Origin of the sequence: Paenibacillus sp. GCM10027630, from assembly GCF_042676305.1 — a bacterium.
In the GTDB taxonomy this organism is placed as follows: Bacteria; Bacillota; Bacilli; order Paenibacillales; family NBRC-103111; genus Paenibacillus_S.
The window spans coordinates 1-25721 of the sequence record NZ_JBHTGY010000045.1; the positions used below are offsets into that span (position 1 = coordinate 1).

At 46.6% G+C, this 25721-nt stretch carries 20 protein-coding genes and 1 riboswitch; of the genes, 2 read left to right on the forward strand and 18 right to left on the reverse strand.

The annotated features are described in order from the left end of the window. Positions 1-589 precede the first annotated feature (589 nt). The 3 genes from ACFQ0C_RS22115 to ACFQ0C_RS22125 all read right to left on the reverse strand — a co-directional run bounded on the left by ACFQ0C_RS22115 (position 590) and on the right by ACFQ0C_RS22125 (position 4850). A complete protein-coding gene (locus tag ACFQ0C_RS22115; protein ID WP_379369648.1) occupies positions 590-1006 on the reverse strand; it encodes a hypothetical protein in 417 nt (138 codons plus the stop codon). Positions 1007-1125: 119 nt separating this feature from the next. Continuing rightward, positions 1126-4260 (reverse strand): efflux RND transporter permease subunit, encoded by a 3135-nt coding sequence (locus tag ACFQ0C_RS22120; protein WP_379369650.1) that lies wholly within the window; start codon positions 4258-4260, stop codon positions 1126-1128. Beyond that, the gene (locus tag ACFQ0C_RS22125; RefSeq protein ID WP_379369652.1) at positions 4257-4850 is read right to left on the reverse strand and encodes a TetR/AcrR family transcriptional regulator; all 594 of its coding nucleotides are present in this window, start codon (positions 4848-4850) and stop codon (positions 4257-4259) included. The genes ACFQ0C_RS22120 and ACFQ0C_RS22125 overlap by 4 nt, the downstream gene beginning before the upstream one ends. A gap of 209 nt (positions 4851-5059) precedes the next feature. Here ACFQ0C_RS22125 and ACFQ0C_RS22130 point away from each other — a divergent pair, with 209 nt between their 5' ends. Continuing rightward, entirely contained in the window at positions 5060-5563 is a 504-nt protein-coding gene (locus tag ACFQ0C_RS22130; RefSeq protein ID WP_379369654.1) for a GNAT family N-acetyltransferase, read from the forward strand. 14 nt (positions 5564-5577) lie between these two features. Here ACFQ0C_RS22130 and ACFQ0C_RS22135 read toward each other — a convergent pair whose 3' ends face one another. Both ACFQ0C_RS22135 and ACFQ0C_RS22140 read right to left on the reverse strand, forming a co-directional pair. Continuing rightward, entirely contained in the window at positions 5578-5955 is a 378-nt protein-coding gene (locus ACFQ0C_RS22135; RefSeq protein ID WP_379369656.1) for a (2Fe-2S) ferredoxin domain-containing protein, read from the reverse strand. Between the two features lie 608 nt (positions 5956-6563). Beyond that, a riboswitch (cobalamin riboswitch) is annotated at positions 6564-6755 on the reverse strand. Positions 6756-6898: 143 nt separating this feature from the next. After that, positions 6899-7738 (reverse strand): helix-turn-helix transcriptional regulator, encoded by an 840-nt coding sequence (locus tag ACFQ0C_RS22140; RefSeq protein ID WP_258216238.1) that lies wholly within the window; start codon positions 7736-7738, stop codon positions 6899-6901. 161 nt (positions 7739-7899) lie between these two features. Here ACFQ0C_RS22140 and ACFQ0C_RS22145 point away from each other — a divergent pair, with 161 nt between their 5' ends. Next, the gene (locus ACFQ0C_RS22145; RefSeq protein WP_379369778.1) at positions 7900-9276 is read left to right on the forward strand and encodes an MFS transporter; all 1377 of its coding nucleotides are present in this window, start codon (positions 7900-7902) and stop codon (positions 9274-9276) included. Between the two features lie 103 nt (positions 9277-9379). Here the strand turns inward: ACFQ0C_RS22145 and ACFQ0C_RS22150 are convergent, their stop codons facing one another. From ACFQ0C_RS22150 to mdh, 13 genes are all read right to left on the reverse strand, one after another. Continuing rightward, on the reverse strand, positions 9380-10507 hold the full coding sequence (locus tag ACFQ0C_RS22150) for an NADH:flavin oxidoreductase (protein ID WP_379369659.1): 1128 nt from the start codon (positions 10505-10507) through the stop codon (positions 9380-9382). A gap of 266 nt (positions 10508-10773) precedes the next feature. Next, positions 10774-11241, reverse strand: coding sequence for a DinB family protein (locus ACFQ0C_RS22155; RefSeq protein ID WP_379369661.1), 468 nt, complete (start codon positions 11239-11241; stop codon positions 10774-10776). 41 nt (positions 11242-11282) lie between these two features. After that, complete coding sequence (locus ACFQ0C_RS22160; protein ID WP_379369663.1) at positions 11283-13322, reverse strand: ABC transporter ATP-binding protein; 2040 nt, start codon at positions 13320-13322, stop codon at positions 11283-11285. 36 nt (positions 13323-13358) lie between these two features. Next, positions 13359-14255, reverse strand: a complete 897-nt coding sequence (locus tag ACFQ0C_RS22165) for an ABC transporter permease (protein ID WP_379369665.1) — start codon at positions 14253-14255, stop codon at positions 13359-13361. Between the two features lie 29 nt (positions 14256-14284). Then, positions 14285-15211, reverse strand: coding sequence for an ABC transporter permease (locus tag ACFQ0C_RS22170; protein WP_258216234.1), 927 nt, complete (start codon positions 15209-15211; stop codon positions 14285-14287). Between the two features lie 21 nt (positions 15212-15232). Then, positions 15233-16891 (reverse strand): ABC transporter substrate-binding protein, encoded by a 1659-nt coding sequence (locus tag ACFQ0C_RS22175; RefSeq protein ID WP_379369667.1) that lies wholly within the window; start codon positions 16889-16891, stop codon positions 15233-15235. Between the two features lie 68 nt (positions 16892-16959). Continuing rightward, complete coding sequence (locus tag ACFQ0C_RS22180; protein ID WP_379369780.1) at positions 16960-18342, reverse strand: LLM class flavin-dependent oxidoreductase; 1383 nt, start codon at positions 18340-18342, stop codon at positions 16960-16962. 30 nt (positions 18343-18372) lie between these two features. Beyond that, positions 18373-19389, reverse strand: coding sequence for an LLM class flavin-dependent oxidoreductase (locus tag ACFQ0C_RS22185; protein ID WP_379369669.1), 1017 nt, complete (start codon positions 19387-19389; stop codon positions 18373-18375). Between the two features lie 137 nt (positions 19390-19526). After that, positions 19527-20417, reverse strand: a complete 891-nt coding sequence (locus ACFQ0C_RS22190; RefSeq protein ID WP_379369671.1) for a LysR substrate-binding domain-containing protein — start codon at positions 20415-20417, stop codon at positions 19527-19529. A gap of 285 nt (positions 20418-20702) precedes the next feature. Beyond that, on the reverse strand, positions 20703-21779 hold the full coding sequence (locus ACFQ0C_RS22195; RefSeq protein ID WP_379369673.1) for an LLM class flavin-dependent oxidoreductase: 1077 nt from the start codon (positions 21777-21779) through the stop codon (positions 20703-20705). 83 nt (positions 21780-21862) lie between these two features. Then, a complete protein-coding gene (locus ACFQ0C_RS22200) occupies positions 21863-23206 on the reverse strand; it encodes an LLM class flavin-dependent oxidoreductase (protein ID WP_379369675.1) in 1344 nt (447 codons plus the stop codon). A 627-nt stretch (positions 23207-23833) separates the two neighbouring features. After that, positions 23834-24067 (reverse strand): hypothetical protein, encoded by a 234-nt coding sequence (locus tag ACFQ0C_RS22205; protein ID WP_379369677.1) that lies wholly within the window; start codon positions 24065-24067, stop codon positions 23834-23836. A 299-nt stretch (positions 24068-24366) separates the two neighbouring features. After that, a complete protein-coding gene (gene mdh / locus ACFQ0C_RS22210; RefSeq protein WP_258216227.1) occupies positions 24367-25308 on the reverse strand; it encodes a malate dehydrogenase in 942 nt (313 codons plus the stop codon). Between the last annotated feature and the right edge of the window lie 413 nt (positions 25309-25721).

Sequence of the window (25721 nt, forward strand, 5' to 3'; positions counted from 1 at the left end):
GCTATGTTTCACCGGATCAATACGAGGCCATGTATTACAAAAAGGTTGTGTGATATCTCTTATTTGAGTGTCTACTTTCTTGACAGAGATCCAAATGTCACGTTAATTGCTCCGAAAATAGCGTTTCTAGCCCTTTAACTGGAATTTCTCATGCTAATTCTACCTATTTTGGCTGATATTATCCATATCACCCATATTAGCTGGAGTTTTTCCAGTTATATTGATTGCAAACGAAATCCAGGCTGGATTAACGGGAGGATTTCCATCTAATCCTTTCCTACATGTAATTGAATGCTGGACAATCCCCGAACTCCCATTCGATTAACCTGCATTGAAGAAATTGAAGAAAAAGAAAAAGTTCGCAAATACAGCGAACAAGATCTAGCCAAGCTGGGAGAGGTAGAGGAATGTACCGGCGAGATGCTGAAGCAAGCTGTGAAACAATGCTAGCTGATCCTTTCATAAAGTCCACTTTTGGACAGTAAAGGGGATGTCCTAAAAGTAGCTAATGCTACTCATGGACATCCCCTAGCTGCAATTCCTGTATCCATTCATTATGTAAAAAAACATCTGCTGCTTATATCGCAGCTTAAAAAGGGAACTTCATCATCGTTACAAGCAAGAAGAAAATCACGCCAGAGATGACGCTTATTTTCTTGATTTTGCCTATATGAGCCTTAACACTGGAGCCATTGTCATCAGCCAATGCTTTGCGCATCGCACTTCCAAGCACTCCGGTCAATCCGCCAAGCGCCAAGAACAGAACAACGGCTACAATCATCCAAGCCACCGAGAAACCACTCTTGCTTACCAGATATCCCCCTGAAAGCAGTGCGATGACAAGAGCCAACTGTCCTGAACGGTTTGTTGCGTACAAGACGTTCAAGAATCCTACCTGCGCAGCCCCTGACAATGCCTCGATGCGCATGGACAAGAAAGGAAACATCAGATACACACCCATTAAAATAGCTGATAGTACATGTAAATAAACGAACAAGTTATGCATGGGAACCCTCCGTCTCTGAAACACATTTTACGTTCAGTATACCCGATAAAGCGCCATCTAAGCAAATTATGGAAGGGGATTTGCTCATATTTTTCAAGACAATCCCCTCCAATTGTGGACTAACCGTGAACTGCGGTCTCTCCTCGTTTTGCCGCCCGCTTTTCCCTCCACGTTTCGAGGATTACGAATAGCGACGGAACAACAATTAAGGTGAGTAAGGTCGAATAAATTAACCCCGATATGATCGTAATTCCCATAGGTCTCCATAAATTACCGCCCATAATTGTCATCGGCAATAATCCGCCTATCGCTGTAGCCATCGTAAGCAGGATAGGCCGCAGTCTCGCTTTACCCGCCTCAGCCACTGCTTCATGCAAGGCTAATCCGCGTTTTCTTGCCTGCTCAATAAACTCGATTAATATGATGCCGTTCCTTACCACAATCCCTGCCAAGCTGACTAATCCCATCAATGCCATAAAGCCGATAGGGGAATTTGTTAGATACAAGCCGATTACAGCTCCGCCAGCCGCCAAATAAACGGTGGATAGAATCAAGAGAGGTATGGACAAGGAATAAAATTGCATAACCATTAAAATATAAATTAACAAAACAACAATGATGGATAGCTTTCCAATAGCAGCAAAGGCATCGTTTCTTTCTTCATTTTCCCCGCCATATTCCACCGTATATCCAACCGGTATCGGGTAACGGCTCATCTGTTCTTTTACTTCCTTTACGACATCGTCTGGAAGACGATTCTCCGTATAGCTTCTGACAATAACCGTTCGTGTCTGATTGCGGTGATGAATAGATTTAATCATTTGACCGCTGCGGATATCACCAAGCTCGCGTACAGATACGGTACCGCCTTTTTGCATAGGGACGTACATTTTTTTCATCGTTTCCTGAGGGTCGGCACTATGTTCTTTTGCATAAAGAGTTACATCAAGCAGATCCTCCTCTTTTTGCATCGTTGTGACCGTCAGCCCCTCTGTTGCGATGCGTATCGTTTGTGACAAATCCTTCTCGCTAACTCCATAAAGCTGAAGCTTGGCGGGGTCCGGCAGCAATTGGAATGTATTCATATCTGTTCCCACATCATCCGAAACGCTGATTGTCCCTGGAATTCCCTTGAGAATGTCTTGAACATCATGGGACAGCTGTCTTAACTGAAGCAGATCGCCACCACTAATACGAATAGCAATCGGTGCCCCAACCGGAGGCCCCTGCTCAAGCTCCCGTGGCGTTATTTCTACATCCTCTGGAAAAAGTTTTTTTAGCTCCTGTCTCCAGGTGCTTATTACCTTCTGAGTATGTATCACCTTGGGGTCCGTTTTGACGAACAGCTGGCCAATCTCTGTCCCTGTCCGATCTGACTCGGAATAGTAGAAACGTGGCGTAGTTCTGCCCGAATAGCTGGATACGAACACAACGCCAGGCTGCTGCTGCATCCAATCGGCCGCTTTTTGCAGCGTGTATTCCGTTTCGGCGAGAGTACGGCCCGTCGGAAGCTTGAAATCAATCAGCATCTCAGCTTTCTCCGCAGGCGGGAAATACTGTACGCCGAGCAAGGGAAGCAAGCCGAAGCTGCTAGTTCCAATCAATAAGGCTGCTGTGCCTGTCAAAAGCGGGCGTTTGAGGAAGCGATGTATCTGCTTGCCATAAAACACACTCAAACGTTGGATCGGCTTGCCCAGCAGTCCAGGTGTCATTGATGCACCTTGTACATCGCTCTCATGGAGCCTCATATCAGCGGAGGCTGCAAGCCCCGGCTTTTTTTTACGAAGCGCGCGTTCACCTGCCCATTGACGGAAGATGGGGATGATCGTCAAGGACATCGCCATTGAAGCCGCCAGGGTTAGCGATATAACAACAGGCAAGGGCCGAATAAAGCTGCCAATATTACCTTTTAAGAAGAACAGTGGCAGAAATGCTGCCGCAGTAGCAATGGTAGCTGTAAGTATAGAGATGGCTACATCCCGACTGCCTTCAAGTGATGCTACTGCAGGCGAATCGCCCAGCTGCAAACGCCGTTGAATATTGTCATTTACAACAATCGCATCATCCACTAATATGCCAAGCACAATAACAATCGCAACAACCGTAATCTGGTTAAGATCTATCCCCATCAGCTCTACCGGAATAAAACCTACTGTGATAGAAATAGGAATCGCCAGCGCAACAATCCAGGATGTACCAAAGGTGAGCCCCATGGAGCAGACAAGAATAACGGCAGCAATACCAATCAATAACTCCCGTCCCAGCTCCTTGAACAAGTGATCAAGGCTTTCCTTCTGCGAGAACAAGGATTCCATCTGCACTTCACTCGGAAGCTGCTTGCTCAGCTCAGAGGCCTTTGCATCAATCAAATGCTGCAGTGCTGGAATATCGGCTCCTTTTTTCGCATTAATAACTAAATCAAGCGTCGGTTTGCCGTTATGCAAAATGCTGACTTCTGATTCCTTGGGACGCAGCTTCACATTCGCAACATCCCGGATTTTTAAAGCACTGCCTGCCGGAAGCCCCAGAAGCTCCGTATTGGCAATATTCTCAGCCGTCTTCCATTCCCCGGACATATCGACGTAGAAGGATTTAGCACCTTTTTCTACCGTTCCCAAAGGAACCCGATCATGCTTGGTCATGAGCGATTGCGCAACAATCCCCCAAGGCAGCTTGAACGTATCCAGCTTATCTGTATCGAGAATAACGGCTACTTCCTGCTCAGGGAGTCCGATGATATCTACATCGCTAACCCCAGGAACCGCACTAAGCTGAGTTTTCCAAATTTCCATCATTGGCCTCAGAGGCTCCAGTTGCTCCTTCTTATCTACGACAAAGTGAAGTATTTGCTCCGCAATCTTGCTCATATCGTCGTTGACGACAGGCTTTTCCGCCTCAGCTGGAAGCTCGCTCTCCGCGGATTGTACCTTTTGCCTCAACGTATCCCAGGTTCGTTTAATGTCCGTATCCGGCTTGATCTCCACATTGATGACCGAGACATTAGCCATGGAGGTCGAGCTCATAATGGAAATGTCGCTCATTTCCTTAATCTTTTTTTCCAGCGGACGCGTAACCAATTGTTCTACCTTCTCAGGCGAAGCACCCGGATAAATCGTCTTGACAAGCGCAACGGTCACATCAATTTCCGGATTTTCCCTTTGCTTCAGCGTAAGTACATTGACAATTCCCAGAAGCATAGCCATGCAAAAGAACAGGAGCGTCACTTTACGGTACTTTAGCAATTTAGCAATCATTCGCCACCTGCATCCATAGGCCCCAACTCGCATGGCGCATTTATACCCGTGAGAATTTGTGCTAACGATTCGATATGGGTTTCATCATACTTCTGGATAATAAAATATTGATAAGCAACCATCTCTACCATCCCTATTTTCGAAAAGGCCATAACCTCCAGCTGCTGCTCTGAATAGTTTGGAAAAGCTCCCCATTCCATTAACGATTGCTTAATGACCAGCATAATCCTCCGGTAAAAAGCATCCGAAATATCCCCAATTTCTGAGGAAGCCGACCCGTGCTGCTTCAAAATTTTCAAAATGCTTTTATTATAATAATACACACGAAGCGTATCTTGCATCATGCGGTAAAATGCCTCATCCTTGACGTTCCCTGTGCAGTTTTGTTTAATGGTTACAGCGATTTCATCCAGACATGACTCAGCAATGCTGCGGAACAAATCCTCTTTACTCTTGAAATACAAATAAAAGGTCCCCTGGGCAACACCTGCTTCACGTACAATATCCGATACCTTGGTAGTATGATAGCCTTGCTCCTCGAAGAGCTTTAACGCGGCTTCTATAATGCCTTCTTTCTTGTCCTCACCCATGCGCCTAACCCACCATTCCCACTTATTTACTTATGACTGACTGATCAGTCATTTTTATATTAACATCATTATCCAATCCATGCAACTCGTGCTGAGGGTATTATTTTCTACAGAATACTACTCCTTATAAAGCCTTGTTTCATTGACACAGCGGATGTATAATTGTAACAATTTACTTGAATAATCGCTGTTAGAATGGAGCTGCGCCAATGAACATTCGCTGTTTAAATCCCGCAGATGCCGAGATTTATCGGGAGATCCGACTCAAGTCTCTTAAAGAAAATCCTGAAGCTTTTTTAACAACCTATGAAATACAATTAAATAAGCCTATTGAAGAATTCCAGCAAAATCTAGAGCAGACAGAATTAAAGTTTACTCTGGGCTGCTTTAGCAAAGCTAATGAGCTGGCGGGAATCGTTACCTTCGTGCGAGAAAGCAATCCCAAAATTACACATAAAGGTACTATTTATGCCATGTATGTGAGCCCTGAATTCCGTGGTATGCGAGTGGGCTATGCCCTACTGACCGAATTAATACAACGAGCCAAACAATTTCCAGGCTTGGAGCAAATTAAATTAACAGTTGTATCCAACAATCTTGCAGCCAAAAAACTTTATGAGTCCATTGGTTTCACTACGTATGGAACAGAACGAAACGCTATGAAAACGAACGGACAATACTGGGACGATGATATGATGGTCATAACCTTTTAAACCCAGTTGATCCTCTAGTTCTTCGCCTGGCTTCTGGCTTTAGTCACGCCCGTGCTCCCTACTCCGGTTGCTTTGAAGCTCTCACTGTAAGAATATACCATCCTGTCTTGCAGCGGGTTGCCTTCAAGTAAATGCTCCCGAACTATACGTCGTCCAACATCCGGTGTTACGTCTTTATACCAAACCCCTTCGGGATATACCATAACTACGCATGCATCCTCGCAGCGCCCATTGCATCTCGTTCTTGTTGTATGTATTCGTCCGTCCGCATCCAATGCCGCAATTTCTGCACGAATTGCCGTTGTAACCTCCTCCCCGTGCTGTCGCAGGCAGCTGCCTCCATTGCAAATAAATACATGATGCGTTACATCGGATAAATTCCAAGTAGTCATTTTTATTAAGCCTCTCTTTCCTAATTCCCAATCCCAATAAAAAAGCTTCTGATCGAAGTTTCAAATCAGTGCTTAACTCTCCTCCGACCATCTATCCTCACAAATTCCTGCAAATAAGCAGTTATTTTCTAGCGAAATCGCGATTTGGAGAAAAGACCTGCAAATGTACATCAATTCTCATGGAAATCGCTCCGTTTCAGCTAAGGATGAAAAAATAAATGCACATTCGCATGAATTCAAGAATTCGGCCGATATGCAAATCAAATGGATGTATAGATGCAGGTTTTTCGGGAGAAGACAATGGCTCGAATCGAATAATTCAAATAAAGTTGTGTGCGCTGTCGTTGCTGTTCTTTAAGTTGTCTAAAGCTGAGCTGGGCAAAGGAGACGAAATCGAATGACTTCGTCAATCTCTGATTTCAGTTTTGAGCCAAATTTTATACTTGGTACAAGCTTGTAGAAAAGCCTTCTATTCCAAGCCTTTTCGACAAAAACAAAAAAGACATCTAAACCCCTCAGCAAGAAAAATGCATGAAAAGGTAAGATGCCATTAGCTGCTGTGAGCATACGACGGCCGTCTTTAACACTTCCCTATCTCCCGTAGGTTAGCAGTGTTGTCAGAACAGGCAGGTCTCCTGGCTCCGGAATTTAACTCGCAGCTGCCTTCCCAATTCAAGAAACAGAATCAGTGGCATGATAGCAGCGATTATTCCGATACAGTGGCGGGACCGCGTCGGCATTCAACCGAACTTCCCTATTACGCTCCATTGAATGGAGCACCTTGTTCCCACAATTTACAGTTATGATTGAACAACACTGATCATACATGAATATTAAGTTTTTAACAATTAAAATAACTTATAAATAGTAATAATTACTATTTATAAGTTAAAGAATAGTTTATATTCGCAGCAACGTCAAGTGTTCTAGAAAAATTAAATAATTACTCTAATAGAAGCTTGCGCAGCTTGGAGATCGTATCATCATCATTTGACGGTATATTGATCGTGACGGTAAGGTGGGGAGCATCCGATACAAGAAATGAAATTTGATCGAATACGATCAGTCCGACCGTTGGATGATAATTGATTTTCCTTCCTTCAGGTCCGTTCAGAACATCATGCTCCGGCCACCATGTCCTGAATTCCTCGCTTGCTCGATTTAATTCATCGATGAGCTCCATCCACCAAGGATCTCCCGCGAATTTCCCGTAGTTGGCGCGAAACTGAGCTAACCGGTGTCGCGCATGAGTTTCCCATGTTTCCTGGAGTAACTGCCGGATATACGGTGATGTGAACGTCCGCCAGACAGAGTTGCGCTCGCGCATCGACATAACCTCATAATTTCCGTAAATCATGCTTGCAACCTTGTTCCATGCAACAACATTCAGGCGCTGATCAGTAACGATGGCCGGACTCGTACCCTGCAGATCAAGGAAGCTCTGCAACTTTGGGCTAATTATGCTTTCGCTTGGGATCAGATCAGCTGGCAGCTGCTGAAGGGCCAGCAGAAATAAATGTTTGCGCTCATTCGAATCAAGTTGGAGAGCCCGCACAATACTCTCCAGCACTTGAGCGGATACCTGAATGTTTCGCGCTTGCTCCAGCCACGTATACCAATCCACACTGATGCCCGAGAGCGCCGCTACTTCCCCACGCCGAAGTCCTGGCGTCCGCCGCCGACCTCTGTTAGGCAAGCCGGCCTGCTCGGGTGAAATACGGGCGCGCCGCGACTGCAAAAACTTAGCCAGCTCATGTAATCGTTCATTGGCTGATTGTTCCATTGTTCAACACCCGCTTCCCTTGTCGGATTCTTATAGTAGGAGAATTAATCCTATGATAAACTCTCATCTCGTTCTAGTATACGATCTATTCTACACTTACTATTACAGGAAATAGCGAATAATTCAATCTTGTAATGAAAGGGGAATTGAGTTTGGAAAAAGTGATGCAAGTACAGTCTAACAGTTCCGGTAAGCTGACAAAAGCGTTACTGCTTCTAGGACTTTCTCTAGGATACTTTATGGTACTCCTGGATATGACAGTTGTAAGTGTCGCATTACCTGCTATTCGTGCCGATTTGGGCGGAGGGATAGCCGGCCTTCAATGGGTGGTCAACGCCTACACGATCGTTTTTGCGGGCTTGCTGTTGTCGATGGGTACAATTGCCGACAAATTGGGGGCCAAACGAGTCTATATTAGCGGTCTAGTGCTATTTCTCATCGCATCGGCCATTTCGACAGCTGTTCCGTCTCTTGGTGCACTTATCGGCTTGCGGGCGATACTCGGGGTGGGAGGTGCAGCCCTGTTGCCAGCCTCGCTCACCCTCTTTGCCCATACTTTCCCTGAACCAGCCCAACGTGCTCGGGCTCTAGGCATATGGGCAGCGGTAACGGGAATAGCGATGGCCGCAGGACCTGTCATCGGCGGACTGTTGGTCGATTCACTCGGTTGGCGCAGCATTTTTCTTCTCAATGTGCCGCTTGCTGTCATTAGTTTGATCATGACTTCGCAGTTCGTCAACGAAACCATCCGAAATCCGCGGCAAAGCTTTGACCTAGCAGGCCAAGTCTCGGCTATTACCGCCATTGTCGCTTTGTCCTTCGCTCTCATGGAGGGAGAAGCATACGGCTGGAATTCCCCTGTTATTTGGGGGGCATTTAGTTTGGCACTGTTATGCGCCATCGTATTCTTGATGGTGGAGGCAAAAGGCAAAACACCGCTGCTTCCTCTGCGGCTATTCAGAAATCCCACCGTAACGGCGGGGATGATTGCCGGGATGGCGATAAACATCGGCATGTCGGGGATTCTGTTCATACTGCCATTATTCTTTCAACAGCTGCGCGGATTATCGGCTCATATGGCAGGATTAGCACTCCTTCCGATGATGATTCCAATGGCCTTCAATCCGATTTTCGCCGGTCGAATCGTCGGTCGAATCGGAGCAAGAATACCGATGACGATCGGGTTTAGTCTTGCTGCTCTGGGTACACTTCTGCAAGTATGGGTAGATGTGACTACAAGTTATGCACTTACCCTGATTGGTTTGCTCCTCATCGGTTTCGGAATGTCCTTTACGATTCCATCATTGATGGCAGCCGTTATCTCTTCTGTCCCTAAGGAACAGACCGGTGCAGCTTCGGGAGCGCTGAATTCAAGCCGACAGCTTGGCGCGACGCTGGGCGTTGCCATCCTCGGCTCGATTCTAAACGGCAACGAATCTTTTATTGCCGGAATGCATATGTCACTCGTCGTTACAACCGTTATTTTGTTCGGCGGCAGCATACTCTCGTTCGCGTTTATTGGCCGCACAATCCGTTGAAAACTAATAAAGTCTGCTATTATTGCTAATATAAACAAGACCGGAGAACCTTGAATCCAAGGTATTCCGGTCTTGTTTACTGAGTTCATCTTTACTTAAACTATCAAGATAATGTTCCCAAAGCCTGAGGAGTAAATACTTTCAGTTCATCCGTCCGGCCATCGCGAATTTTAGCTGCCCAAGCAGGATCTACGAGCAAAGCGCGACCGACAGCAACCAGGTCAAATTCATTTTTGCTTAGCTTTTCAATTAATGCATCCACGTTGGCCGTACCTGCGCTTTCACCTTTAAAAGAAGATATAAACTCATTGTCCAGTCCAACAGAACCTACAGTAATGGTAGGCTTTCCTGTTAATTTTTTGACCCAGCCGGCAAAGTTAAGGTCTGAGCCTTCAAATTCGGGCTCCCAGAAGCGACGTGTAGAGCAATGAAACACATCAACCCCTGCCTCCACTAAAGGTGAAAGAAACTGGGAGAGCTGCTCCGGATTTTGTGCTAATTTCGCTTGGTAATCACTTGATTTCCATTGCGATATACGTATGATAATAGGGAAATCCGGACCTACCGCACGACGGCATGCTTCCACAATTTCAGCGGCAAACCGAGTTCTTCTCACGAGATCACCGCCGTAATTGTCGTTGCGTTGATTGGTTTTCTCCCAGAAAAATTGGTCGATCAAATAACCATGTGCTCCATGCAGCTCGATTCCGTCAAAACCAATTCGCTTGGCATCTGCCGCTGCCTGTGCGTATGCTGCGATTACGGAAGCGATTCTGGCTTCGCTCATCGGCTCATTTACTTTCTCTCCTGTAGCAATGTCCAGACCAGAAGGACCGATTGGCAATTCTTCAGGATTAGGAATAGCACCAATCTTACGATCCGTACCGATATGCCACAGCTGCGGCATAATAAGTCCACCCGCTTCGTGAACCTGCGAGACAACATTAGCCCAGCCGTTCAATGCATCCTCACCATGGAAATTGGGTATATTAGGATTGTTCGTTGCTGCCGGATCATTAATTAAAGTGCCCTCCGTAATAATGAGGCCTACGCCATTCTCTGCACGGCGGCGATAATAAGCAGCCACATCTGGACCGGGCACTCCTCCAGGAGAGAAGGCTCTGGTCATAGGAGCCATTACGATACGGTTCTTCACCTTCAGGTTCCCTATTGTAAAGGGTTCAAACAACGGCCCTACCTTTGGGGTTGATTGTGTCTCTTGATTGTTCATTCCTTATTACCTCCAATGCAATATTAATATTCCTATAAAACTGCCACATAACGAACTGTCATATTATTTATTACAGTTAACAAAAATAACTATATCACACTTTTTCTTAAACCGCTACTACTGACTTCATGTAAAAAGAAAGAACGTTAACCGAAGTATTAACGTTCTTTTATCCTATAGTAACCTTAATGTCCAATGCCTGCCCAATTGAAATAGCTGCATTACTATCTTTCTCCTTTTACGAGCCATTCAGATGTAATGTAGCTCTACTGATACGCGTTTTTAATCCTGTCAATTTGCAGTAAATGAGTGTCCACATGTTTAATAAACGATTGGAAGGACTGAAGAAGCGTTACCGTCTCTCCTTTAAAATTGATGCCTGTTTTACTCCAAGCCTCTGCAGGCAGCCGATCAAAGAGTAGACTATTATAAGTAAGAAGAACTCCGAATACATCAAGAATGTCGTTCGCCGAGCCCTCGTTCGCCTTGCTCTCGCTGACCCAGGGATCCTGCTGAAACGGCGGCAATTGTACAGCCTCTTCAGAAATAAGCTTTCGGATACGAAATGAAAATACGATGCTGTGATCCGTCAAATGAGACAGAACCTCGGTTACACTCCATTTATCAGGGGCAGCTTTCCATTTCAGCTGATCTTCCGTTAATCCTTCTGTAGCTGACTTCAGCTTATGATACGTGTCCTTATAGCTTTGAATATCAATTGTCGTCTGGCTCATTATACATTCCTCCATTTATAATAATAAAGCTTTCGCTCATGCTAGCATGGATAATGACATGCAGCCCAATGGCCCTGCCGAAGCTCCTGAAGCTCCGGCTGAATTTCCTTGCATCTTGCCGTGGCCGCCGGGCAGCGGGTATGAAACCGGCAGCCTGAAGGCGGGTTGGCCGGAGAGGGAATTTCCCCCTGCAGCTCGGCAAACTCACTTTTACGAGCGGGGTCAGGTAAAGGAATCGAAGCAATTAGCGCCTTTGTATAATGATGCGCCGGATGCAGGAACAACTCCTCGCTTGGAGCGATCTCTACCAGTTTACCAAGATACATAACTCCAATGCGGTTGGAAATATGGCGGACAATTTGCAGCCCATGAGCAATGAACAGGTAAGTAAGCCCCATCCTGCTTTGCAAATCCTGCAGCAGATTGACGATTTGCGATTGAACGGATACGTCGAGTGCAGATACAGCTTCATCAGCCATAATAAATTTGGGATTAAGCGCAATGGCTCTTGCTATTCCAATTCTTTGCCGCTGTCCTCCTGAAAATTCATGAGGATACCGGTTATACCATGACGCGCTTAAACCTACCCATTCAAGCAGCTCCTCGACACGCGCTCTCCTCTCCTTTCCTTTCAACAGGTTATGCACCTCAAGAGGCTCACCTATAATATCTCCGACCTTCCAACGGGGACTAAGAGATCCGTACGGGTCCTGAAATATCATTTGCATGTCTCGCCGTGTTTTACGCAGCTCATCTCCATGTTGGAGAGTTAAATCATTTCCTTGGAACAGCACTTTGCCTGCCGTTGCTTTTTCCAGCTGAAGAAGCACCCGTCCTAGCGTCGATTTCCCGCTCCCGGATTCCCCTACTAGACCGAATACCTCTCCTTGTTGAATAGAAAAAGAAACATCATCCACAGCGCGGATGAACATACTGTTTTTATTGAAAATCCCTTTCTTGGCTTTATAAAACTTTTGCAATCCTCTTACTTCAAATAAATTACGCTGGGCGGCAGCTTCACTCAGATCAGTATCCACTGTATCCTCATTGGTTATAATCGCTTGGGCAGCCGGAAAAGACAGATTACACTGCTGAGCTCCCCGTCGTGTCTCAACCAGCTCTTCGGCATGCCAGCAGGCCACTTCCCGCCCGTTGATCTCTTGCAGCGGAGGATTGAATCTTACGCACTTATCCGTAGCATAGGAGCAGCGCGGATGAAACCGGCAGCCTTCCGGAAGCTCCGTCAGGCTCGGAATCGATCCTTCGATCGAATACAATCTTTTATCCCGGTTGCCTTCCAACGTAAGAATCGATTGCAGCAAAGCTTTCGTATAGGGGTGGTAAGGCTGTCGAAAGAGCTCGATGGCTGCTGCTTGCTCCATGACCCTGCCTGCATACATAACAACAATCCGATCCGCTAATTGTGCGGCAATGCCCATGTCATGCGTAATTAACAAAATAGACATGTTATATTCGGCTTTCAATTCTTGCAGCAGCTGCAAAATTTGCGCCTGAATGGTCACATCCAGTGCCGTAGTAGGCTCATCAGCAATGAGCAGCTCGGGCTCGCAGGACAAAGCCATTGCAATCATTGCACGCTGCAGCATACCGCCGGAAAGCTCGTTTGGATATTGGCGCATCCTCAGCTCAGGCTCCGGTATGCCTACTCTGTACAGCAGTTGGATGGACTGCTGCGCGGCAGCCTGTTTGCTCACTCGTTTATGCTGAACAATATTATCCGCAATCTGGCTGCCTATTGTAAAAACAGGGTCGAAAGCTGCCATAGGCTCCTGAAAGATCATCGCTATCTTTTTGCCACGCAGCACACGTAACTGCTCCTGGGATAAGGCGGCTAGATCGACTCCATCCAGCAGTATGCTGCCTTTGGAGATTACGCCGTTCTCATAATCAATCAACCTCATTATCGACTTGGAAGCTACCGTCTTGCCGCTTCCCGATTCTCCAACCAGGCACACGGTTTCGCCAGCTTTAATGGAAAGTGATACATCCGTAATCGCAGTAAGCAGCCCATGTTTTGTGGCAAAATCGACGGTCAAATGTTGAATATCGAGAAGTGTCAAGTCAATCCCTCCTGGAAAGATATCTTTAAGTGTAAATTAAATTCTTTTTTTCTTAGGGTCCAAGTGATCTCTGAACTTATCGCCGATTAAATTAACAGAAAGAACAAACAAAGTTATGGCCAACCCTGGAAAGCTCGCCATCCACCAAGCAACCGTTAAATACCCTCTTCCCTGGGACAGCAGCGTACCCCAATCCGGTATTTCTCTAAATACACCTAGACCAAGAAAGCTGAGCCCGGAGCCTATGAGAATGGAAGAGCCTACTCCAATCGTCCCCATAACAAGCAAAGGGGATAACGAATTCGGCAATATATGGCGCGTAAATATATGCCAGTGATTGGAGCCTATCGAATAGGAGGCGGTAATAAAAGGACGCCCTTTCATCGCAATCGCTTGACTCCTCATGACTCTGGCATAGCCCGGAATAGCGGAAACACTGACAGCTAACACCACATTGAAAAAGCTTGGACCAAGGGCAGCAGCAATGGCGAGTGCCAGCAAAAGACCGGGAATGGTCATAAGGACATCGACAATCCGCATAAGAACCCCATCGATCCAGCCTCCAATATAGCCGGACAACGCTCCCATGGTGCCTCCGGTTATCCCGCCGATAAGTACGGAGACAACTCCGATAAACAAGGAGTCACGGCTTCCGAATACGACTAAGGAAAATACGTCCCTGCCGTAATAATCGGTACCGAACAGATGCGCCGCACTCGGCGGCTTCAAGATGGCATTAGCCATCATTTGTGTGGGGGCGTAAGGTGCAATCCATTGCGGAAAAAGAGCGCATATACTAATTAGCAGGATGATAAGTCCGGCTATATAGACTAATGAATCCGTAATGGACAGCTTTTTATTGCCAATTTTAAGTAGGGATAGATGCAGCCTTTTTCCAGGCAATACAACTTCTGCTGACGCGGCATGCTTCACAAACCATTCTCCTTTCCTCAAAAAAGCTTCTACGCTGATCGTCTTACCCTGGGATCAATCGCAGAGTATGACACGTCAACCAGTAAATTTACAAGAACATACATAACGGCCGTGAACAAAATAATCCCTTGAACGACGGGCAAATCCTTGGCAGTAATGGCGTCCGCCAGCAACCGGCCGACGCCCTGACGGGAAAACACGGTTTCGATGACAACGGCTCCGGCTAGCAGCTCCCCTATCTGCACACCCAGCATCGTAATGGCGGGAATGAGAGCATTGCGCAGCGCATGACGATACATAATGATGCGTTCAGGCAGCCCTTTGGAACGGAGCGTCACAATGAACTGCTCGTGAATGACATCCAGCATACTGTTTCTTACCATCCGAACGATAAAGCCGGAGGTAACAAATCCAAGCGCCAAGGCAGGAAGCACCAGCGTGCTGAATCCATCCGACCCCATAGCCGGGAACCAATGAAGCTGAACGGAAAATATGAGAATCAACAGGATTCCTGACCAAAACGTTGGCGTCGATATGCCGAATAAGCTGATGATCCTTGCGATAATGTCAATAAACCGGTTATGGTGAACCGCTGAGAGCACTCCCAACAGAACGCCTATTACTATTGACACCAGCGAGCTGGCTAGAGTTAAAGCAACCGTCGATGGAAGCTGCTCCCAAATCTTAGGCAATACCGGATCTCCATTTACGAGCGATTTGCCAAAGTCGCCTCGAATCATATCCCAGAAGTAATGAGCGAATTGTATGCCCAAAGGTTTATCCAAGCCTAGCTGCTGGCGCAGATTTTGCACGGCTTCCGGGCTGGCGCTCACTCCATCTAGCATCGCCAGGACCGGGTCACCGGGAAGCAGGTACAGAATAAAGAAAACGAGCACCAGCGACCCGATAATGACCAGAAGGGAAGTGAAAGCCCTACGGATAATGGCTGAAGCCATAGCGATCCTTCCTTTCGAGGCTTATTTTTTCACCACATATGCATCATAGAACAGCGGATAACCTAGTGCGTCAAATTTCAAGCCTTTGGCCGTTTTTGCCGAGGCCACCGTGTAAGGGAATATATAAATGGGAAATCCGATCGCATTTTCCACTACATAGCTTTGAATTTTTTTGTAAACTTCGCTCCGCTTTTGAGGGTCCTGCTCCTTTAGACCTTCTTCCAACCATTTGTCTAGCTGCGGATCGGACAGATGGGTATGATTATGCCCCCAACGGCCTTCCTTCGGTATCGCATTAGTATGGAAAAAGCTGCGCAGAATATCAGGATCACCTGTCACATTGCTGACTCCGTACAAATCATTAGTTCCTTTGTCCATGACGATTGTTTGGGCATTCGTACTGGTCGTAATTTCAACATTAACTTGGATCCCCACCTGCTTAAGCTGCTGCTGGATCATCGCTGCGATATCATTACGTTTCTCGCGGTTTGGCGTGCTTGTCACGAAATACAGGCTCAACGGCTTTCCATTCTTCGCCCGTATCCCATCAGCTCCGCGCACCCATCCCAACTCGTCAAGCAGCTGATTCGCTTTGGGGATATCCGGCTTAATTGAATTTTCAAGTGAAGTGTTATAACCAAGTACAGACGGCGTGAGAGGCGACCATGCCCGCTTATAAGTACCCAGATAAAGTGTTTTAACGATTGTGTCGACATCTATGGCCAACTGCACCGCTTTCCTCGCTTTCAGCTCATTCCAGGGCGCGTGGTCCTGATTGAGCATCAAAGTGAAAGGAATGCCGGCCGATTCTGCTTCTATTAAAGTAATGTTCGGATCATTTTTGAGCGAAATCAGATTCTGAGGCGGCACCGTTTCTACCGCAGAAATTTGCCCGCTCTGCACGGAACCGATCCTGGTTGCTTCCTCCGGAATGATTTTGAACGTCAGCTTGTCGATGTAGGCGGCACCCTTGTTTTGCGCTATTGGCGGACCCCAGTTGTAATCCGGGTTTCTATCAAGCGTAATTGCTGCATTTTCAACCCAGCTAACGAATTTAAACGGTCCTGTACCGACCGGGTTCTTGGCGAGATTCTCGCCATATTTCTGAGCGGCCGCCGGGGAAACAATACCAAGGAACGCTTGGCTCAAGCTGCTCAAAAAAGCGCTGTACGGCGATTTCAAATTCACCTTTACTGTAAACTCATCTATCACTTCTGAAGATTCATACGGTCCGATTAACGTTACGGCAAACCTCGACTTCGTGTCGGGATTCACAATCCGGTCAAAATTGTATTTAACAGCAGCCGCATTAAACGGGGTTCCGTCATGGAATTTCACGTCTTTACGCAGCTTAAAGGTGTAGCTTTTCGCATCCGGTGAAACGGTCCATTCCGTAGCCAGCCATGGCTTGAATGTCTGATCCGGCATCTGCACGATCAAGCTGTCAAAGATCGACCGCATAATTCGGTAATCCCCGGCACCTGGAAACACATTGGGGTCAAGCCCTCCCGGCGATGCAGCTACGCCAAATGTCAGCTCACCGCCCTTGGTGACGGCCTCCTGCTGATTGGCCCCCTGTACTGCAGTCGGAGCCACATTACTCTTATCTCCTGCGCAGCCTGCCGCAACCAGCATCAGCGTTGTAAATATCGTCAATCTTTTCAATAAATTGCCCCTCATTGGAAGCCCCCCGTCCCTCTATAAATGTTTAAAATGAGTTCTATTCTTCCGCAGGTTCTTCAGCTGCTTTATTTGCCGACTGCATCAGCGATTGCATCAGCTACTGTCTCAACGGCCGTCTCTTTATTCGATCTTGCCAAAGTGTACCGATTTTCCGGGAACGGAAGCCCCAGATTGCCTCGCAAAGTATCATGCTCATAGTCAGTACGGAACAAGCCTCGTTCTTGTAAGATAGGAACGACATGATCAACAAAATCATTTAGCCCCGTTGGAAGTACAGCACTCCCGATCATAAATCCGTCAGCTGCCCCCTCTTCAAACCAACGCTGTATCGTATCCGCTATTTGTACAGGCGTTCCTGTAAAACCGCTTCTCGGTGAAGTGACTCTAAGCGCCAGCTGCCGTAATGTCAGATTTTCTTCTTTTGCCATTTTTTTAATGCGCTCGCTTGTGCTCTTAAAGCCTTCACTTCCCAAATCTCCGAGATCGGGCAAGGGTTCGTCCAGAGGGAACTGTTTAAAATCAAAATGGTCAAAAAACCGCCCCAAGTAATGTAAAGCAACGTCAATATCAACAAGATTGGCAATTTGCTCGTACTTTGCTTTGGCCTCTTCCTCAGTAGAACCTACAATCGGGCTAATGCCCGGGAATATCAATACATCGCCAGCCGCACGTCCGAATTTCACGGCTCTCCTTTTCACATCCTGATAAAAGCTCTTAGCTTCTTCTATCGTTTCGTGCCCGGTAAATACCGCATCCGCTTCTTTGGCTGCCAAATCTTTGCCTGCATCTGACGATCCCGCTTGAAAAATTAGAGGCTGCCCCTGCCTCGATCTTGCAATATTTAGCGGACCCTGAACCGAATAAAACTCGCCCTTATGGTTTAAACGATGCATTTTAGAAGGATCTATAAATTGACCGGATTCCTTATCGCGTACAAAAGCATCATCCTCCCATGAATCCCACAGCCCTTTTGCTATCTGCAAGTACTCTTCGGCGATTCGATACCGCAGTTCATGTGACGGATGCTCTGTTTTGCTGTAGTTTAAAGCCGAGCCCTCCAAAGGAGAAGTTACCGCATTCCAGCCCGCACGACCTCCACTGATCATATCGATCGTTGCGAATTGTCTTGCGACCGTGTACGGTTCGCTGTAAGAGGTGGAAAGTGTCCCGACAAGTCCAATGTGTGAGCTTACTCCAGCCAAAGCCGATAAAACCGCAACCGGTTCAAACCGGTTCAAAAAGTTCGGATGCGAGATTTCGTTAATATACAAGCCGTCTGCCACAAAAACCAAATCAAGCTTACCCGCCTCAGCCTTCTGAACAAGCTGCTTATAAAATTCAAAGTTTACACTGGCATCGGCAACGGCTTCAGGATGTCTCCAGGCCGCCATATGCCCGCCCGCTCCGTGCAGCATCGCGCCAATTTTCAACTTTCTTTGCTGTGTAATGGCAATCCCCTCCCAATGTTATATAGACTACTAAACGGTCAGCTCTGAAAAAGCATCCTGCAGCAGCTCATAAGCATAAAGCCGCTTTGAAAATTCAGGTAATGCAACACTAATAATAAGCTCGTCAATTTGATATTTGTGCTGAATGGCGATCAGCTTCTGACGAACTGTTTCTTTGGAACCGTAAATGATATTGGCCTTCGTTTCCTCAATCGTATAAGGCTCCGTTGTTTGCCGCCCGTATTCCTCTATCTGCTCTATACTTCTCACCGTCAACGTCCGTCCGCTTTCCAACCGAATTTTGAAAATCTTCGAATTAGCTGCGGCTAGCTGCTCCGCTTCTTCGTCTGTATTCGTCAAGATGACAGATAAAGCGAGAATAGCTTGGGGCTGCTTCAAGTTCCCTGGCTGGAACTGCGAACGATAGAGCTCAAATGCTTCGCTTATAGTCCTCTCCTCACCGTTGATCGACTGTGAGAATACATAAGGGATTCCCAAACTAGCCGCCAGCCCAGCGCTCTCTATACTGGCGCCAAGCAAATACAAGTCTGCTGCTTTCTGCGGAAATGGCGTTGCTCTCACACCATGAAGCGGATCATTAACTTCCAGCTCGTTAGCCAGAAATTGCTTCAATTCCACAAGCTTTTCTCCTAGCGACTTGCTGTTCCCATAAGCATTCTGTTGCAGCGCTCTGGTCGAACGCGGCAATCCTCCTGGCGCTCTGCCTATGCCAAGGTCGACACGTCCTGGTTCGAGTGAAGCAAGAACATTAAAGTTCTCTGCCACCTTATAAGGGCTATAATGCTGCAGCATCACACCACCCGATCCTACACGAATCTTTTGGGTTTTGGCCAATAAGTAAGAAATCAGCACCTCCGGCGAGGAACCTGCGAGCCTATCCGAATCGTGATGCTCGGATACCCAGAAACGGTAATAGCCCAGTTCCTCCGCCTTCTGCGCAAGCTTAATCGTATTCTGAAATGCCTCGCTGGCCGTTTCCTTTTCTCCAATCGGGCTTTGGTCCAAGATGCTTAGCCGGAGTCCCATTATTTACACGCTCCCAATTAAATTATTTCCTATAGGTTTTGTTGGTATTAACTCTTATTAAAACTGTAACACTGCCTCTAGACACCGTCAATCGGTCGGATAATAGGTTCTTTCTATCCATTAATTTAATAATTCTATTAGAAGCTTGTTTTGAAATTTATTCCTTTGATCGTTTCCTGAAACAATTTATGCCAATGTAAGCTTTCCCCGTTCAGCGAGATCAGGTTGGTACGAAGTGAGAGGCTATTTAAAGTCGGAAGCTCGATAGGAACCAGCAGGTTATCCTGAACCTCCTTTTGAACACAGAGCTCGGGAAGAAAGCTGATACCTACTCCCTTGAGCACCAGCTTTTTGGCTGTCTCCAGATTATCGATATGGTACACAATATTAGGGGGGAGATGCAGCGAATCGAACAGCCTGTGAATTTTCATCCAATCCAGAGAGCCGCATTCAAAAAATACCAATGGCTCATTAACAACATCCTCTACAGTCACAGCATCCATCCTTGCGAAAGCATGCTCCTGACGTACAAAAAGACGTATAGGATCCTCATAAAACTTAACGGAATGGATATGGGGATGAGCAATGTTACGAACAAGTCCTAAGTCGATCTCTTTGCTTAACAATTTTTCTAATAAAGTTTCGGATGGAGCGGTGGTCAGCTTTATTTGAACATCGGGTACCCGCTCTTTCAGCAAAGGAAGTATTTCGGGAATCAAATAATTCGAAACGGATACCGTACATCCAATTCTCAACTCATCAAGCGAAGTACTCTTATGCTGCAGCTGCTGCTTACCCTTTTTATAAGATTGCAAAATTTGCTGGGCGTAGGGCAAAAACTGTTTTCCTTTATCCGTTAAGCTGAAATGCTTGCCTTCTCTGTCAAAAAGCAGAGCATTTAATTCTCTTTCCAATGATTGAATTCGGGCTGAAATCGATGGTTGGGATAGAAACAAAGCGTCGGCAGCTTTATTGAAGCTGTTGAAATGGATTACATACACGAAAGCTTCCAGATTATCAATATTCATTCCATCATCCCTTTTCTTATAAAAATTTCATCTCCTCAACAATCCTGCTGTTCCCCGAAAACAAACAGAGATACACCCGCCTCAAGTAGAGGAATGATGTATCTCCTGGTAATCCGGTAGATAATTGATTATTCCGATATGTTTAGTATATTTAAAATATAGACCACCACAACTGTTATGTCAATGCATATATTCTTCTGTCATTAACTCAAAAAAGCTGCAGACAGCCGCAGCTTTAATATACCTCTAAAGGCAATCATAGGATAAACAAGCCCTTAATCACCATTAAAAATTGGCAATCAAACCTTGCGTTAAAGCGGATGATTTATTGTCCCACACCGTGCTTGGAATAAACCGCCGCAGTACGGGGGCAACTTCGGAAGCAAACCGTTCGACCTGCTCCAGCTGCTCCGATTCCGTCAACCCATCCACGCTGATACTAAGCACCTGATGCCCATAAGCGGAATGATAATTCAAAATCTTCTCAATCACGCTCTCAGGGCTGCCTACCAGAATGGGGCCGTTCTCTATGTTATCCTCCAGATTTTTGAAAGGCGTATGGTTGTGCTTGGCTGATGCTGTAGATTGAAAAGCGTTGTAGTAAGGCCGGAAGCGATTGATTGCTTCTTCCTTAGTATTAGCCAGGTACAAGCTGCCCGCACCCGATCCGACGAGCGCCTTCGCAGGGTCATGTCCATAATACTCCAAACGTTCCCGATAATGATCGATTAACGCTTTATATTTAGCCTGCGGGTGAAAAGTATTCGATGAGAAGATAGGCTCTCCATATTTGGCAGCCAGCTCGGTTGATAAGGTGCTTGATGCACTGCCGTGCCACACGGGGATAGGCAGCTGAAAAGGCCTTGGCTGCGTCGTTACATTGTCCAGCGGCGAGCGATAACGCCCCTGCCATGTGACATTTTCCTCATTCCACAAGCGTTTGAGAAGAGCGTACCGCTCAGCGAGCGATTCCCACTGCTCCTCCTCTGAAATCCCAAATAGCGGATAGTGACGCGGATCATTTCCTTTGCCAATGATCAGTTCAATGCGTCCGCCTGAGAGATGATCAAGAGTCGCATAGTCCTCAGCAACACGGACAGGGTCCAGCACACTTAAAACTGTAACCGTCGTTAACAGCCGAATCCTGGAGGTTCTCGCGGCAATAGCGCTCAGGACAACCGGTGGCGAGGAAGACAAGAAAGGCTCTCCATGCCGCTCGCCTACACCATATGCCTCAAATCCCAGCCGTTCAGCAAGTATCGCCTGCTTCAGAACGTTCTCAAACTTTTGCTGCGTGGTCAAAGCTTCACCCGTCACAGCATTGGGCAAATTCATCATCAGGCTAAACAATGCGAATTTCATCTTGCATGGGCCCCCTCGTCAAAAGTTCTGTTTTCGGTGAATTCCATATTTGAAGCCGCTCCTATTCATGGGAGGCATTCCCATTATCGCGTAGGCTCTAGTGCTTGTTTCGACTCTGCGGCATAGCGGTTCACCGGAATGGTGAGTCCTAAATTTTCTCGCAAAGTATTATGCTCATATTCCGTTCTAAAGAGGCCGCGTTCTTGCAATATAGGCACGACTAGCTCAACAAAATCAGCTAATCCCCCGGGCACCACGGTGCGAATATTAAAGCCATCGGCGGCTTCCTCCTCGAACCATTGCTGGATCAGGTCAGCGATCTTCTCCGGTGTGCCTATAAACGCGCCCCTTGGCGTTGATGCACGAATGGCAACCTGGCGAAGTGTCAGGTTTTGCTCTTTCGCTTCTTTTTTTATTCGGTCAGTTGTACTGCGAAAGCTGTTGCTTCCGAACTCCCCTAGATCAGGAAACGGCTCATCAAGCGGAAATTGGGAGAAATCGAAATGCTCGAAGTAGCGGCCCAAATAATCAAGTGCACTTTCAATAGTAACTAGCTCTGCCACCTCCTTGTATTTGCGCTCGACCTCCTCTTCCGTACGTCCAACAATCGGTCCGATACCCGGGAAAATAAGGATATCCTCTGCGGAACGCCCATACAATTTAGCTCTGGATTTGACATCCCGGTAAAAAAGCTTCGCTTCCTCAATAGAATCATGTCCCGTATAAACGGCATCTGCCGATTTCGCTGCTAACTCCTTGCCCGATTCAGATGAACCCGCTTGGAAAACGACTGGATAGCCTTGCTTGGAGCGGGTGATATTAAGAGGGCCTTGCACAGAAAAGAATTGCCCTTGATGATTTAACCGATGCATTTTCTCCGGATTAAAAAACACGCCGCTCTTTTTATCTGCTACAAAAGCATCGTCCTCCCAGGAGTCCCACAGCCCTTTTACAACCTCTAGAAATTCCTCCGCTATTTGATAGCGTAAAGCATGAGACGGGTGCTCATCCTTACTGAAATTTTTCGCTGAGCCTTCAAGTGGTGAGGTCACGACGTTCCATCCCGCCCTGCCTCCGCTTAATTTATCAAGTGAACCAAACTGGCGGGCAACCGTAAAGGGCTCGCTATAAGATGAGGAAAGCGTTGCAACAAGACCAATCTTGGAAGTGACTGCGCTTAAAGCAGACAATATAGTAAGCGGCTCGAATCTGTTTAAAAAATGGGGGTTGGATTTTTCATTGATATAGAGGCCATCCGCAATAAAAAGAAGATCGAATTTTCCTGCCTCCGCAATTAATGCCTGCTGTCTATAGAACTCAAAATCAACACTCGCTTCGGTTGACACCTGTGGATGCTTCCAATAGGACATACTATTGCCAACACCATTAATATTTGCACCCAGCTTCAACATTCGTTGTTTAGACATATTCGCACTCCTTAGCTTATAGTTTATTTGTTAATACCAATTATTCTTATAGGAATTAATTAAAATCTTACTTTATCTCTCGCAGTTAGTCTAATAGACAATTTCTATTTAAAAATCTAAAAATCTGATCCATATGACATTTTCAGAACGAAAGCTGTACATCAGCGTGGGGCGTGGGGAGCAGCGTAAGAAGAACCGTCAGTGCTGTGAACGATAATAGCGGAAGTGTTATTCCTTTATCACCCGGAAATCGCAAAAAACAGAGTGATAAGGGAACAGTTAGTTCCGTTATCACTCTGTTTTTATGCAAATTGCGCTTATTTGTCCAAAATAACGGAATCCCGACTTCCGCTATGGTCTCAAATTGGGGGCGGCTGACAAAATAACGGAAATGTCTGTTCCGTTTCGTAACACGCAGCACTCCAGCGCTTGCGCTGTGACAATGCATGGCAGTCGGTCGAACACCACGCAGCATCCCGGAAGCGAACGATAATAGTGGAAGCGTTGTTCCTTTATCGCCCGAATATCCCGAAAAACAGAGTGATAAGGGAACAGCTAGTTCCGTTATCTCTCTGGTTTTGTGCAAATTGCACTTATTTGTTCAGAATAACGGAATACCGACTTCCGCTATGGTCTCAAATTGGGGGCGGCAGACAAAATAACGGAAATGTCTGTTCCGTTTCGTACCATGCAGCACTCCAGCGCTTGCTCTGTGACAATGCATGGCGATCGTCGAACACCACGCAGCATCCTGGAAGCGAACGATAATAGCGGAAGCGTTGTTCCTTTATCGCGCGGAAAGCCCATAAAACAGAGCGACAACGGAACGACTAGTTCCGTTATCTCTCTGTTTTTGTGCATATTGCACCTATTCATCCGAAATAACGGAATCCCGACTTCCGCTATGGGCTCAAATTTCAGGCGGCAGTCAAAATAACGGAAATGTCTGTTCCGTTTCGCACCGCGTGCAGCGATTCAGCACGCGGTGTGGCGCTGCATGACCGTCGATCAGCTGCAACTTTCCTACTGAACTCCAGGTTGCTTCGCGCTTCGCTTCGATGCTATCCACAAACCCCTCTGATCATCGAGCAAGTTAAACACAAAAAAACCAGCTCAGCCTCAAAGGCCTCACTGGTTTATGTAAAGATCTATTTACAGGATTAAGCAGATACCACTTTGATCACGTTGCGAACGGAATCAGCGGATTTATCAAGAGCTGTCTTCTCTTCAGGCAGAAGCTCCAATTCGAAAATTTTCTCGATGCCTTCGCCGCCCAACAATGTAGGTACGCCCATGAACAAGTTGTCATAGCCATATTCGCCTTGAAGCAATGCGATAGCAGGGATAATACGCTTCTTGTCCTTGATGATAGCTTCAGCCATTTGAACAAGGGAAGCTGCAGGTGCATAGTACGCGCTGCCGTTGCCCAACAGGTTAACGATTTCGCCGCCGCCTGTACGAGTCCGTTGTACAATAGCTTCGATACGATCAGCAGGAATCAATTTTTCGATTGGAATACCACCAACATTGGAGTAACGTACCAAAGGAACCATGTCATCACCATGACCGCCCAATACGAAGCCGCGCACATCTTCAACAGATACGTTCAACTCTTGAGCGATAAATGTGCAATAACGTGCTGTATCCAATACGCCGGATTGGCCGATTACGCGTTCTTTTGGGAAACCCAAAGCTTGGTAAGCCACATAAGTCATAGCATCAACCGGGTTGCTCAAAATGATTACGATGGAATTAGGGCTCGTTCTTTTTACGTTTTCGCAAACGGATCTTACGATGCCTGCATTCGTGTTAACGAGATCATCACGGCTCATACCCGGTTTACGAGCGATACCTGCAGTGATGATAACGATATCGGAGTTAGCTGTATCGTCGTAGTTGGAAGTACCAACGATGTTGCTGTCGAAGCCTTGAACAGGCGAAGCTTCCAGCATGTCCAAAGCTTTACCTTTTGTAGGGTTTTCCAGCTGTGGGATGTCCAGCAATACAACGTCTCCCAATTCTTTTTGAGCTGCTAGAAACGCAGTAGTAGCTCCAGTAAAACCAGCTCCGACAACAGTTATCTTCTTACGTGCGATTGCCATGATTAATTACCTCCTGAAATGTAGTTTCTAAAGATTCAAAAAGTGAGCTAACCAGGATTAAGGATGTGCCTCCGGCGCTGTTGAAAGTGTGTTCCTTTTACTAGACTATGCGGGGTGAATACATTTTCAAAGGCGGCACGTAAACTCTCCGACACATTTCCTGAACCCTTATCACTCTTTTTGAAAAATTGTAAAAGCAACCTTTCACTCGGTTGAGTGTGCTCTCGCTGACGTACGCGTTGCTTTCTACTCACAGCTAACTTCGAACCAATTTCACATATACGCTAAAAGCGTGTCAGCGAGACGCTTGGGCGTTAGCCTCAAGCTCTCGCTGACGTACGCGCTCCACGCTCCCCAAGTCCCATCGAAGCTCCTCACTCCCGCCACGGACAACCTTTCGTGGTCCAGGGGGC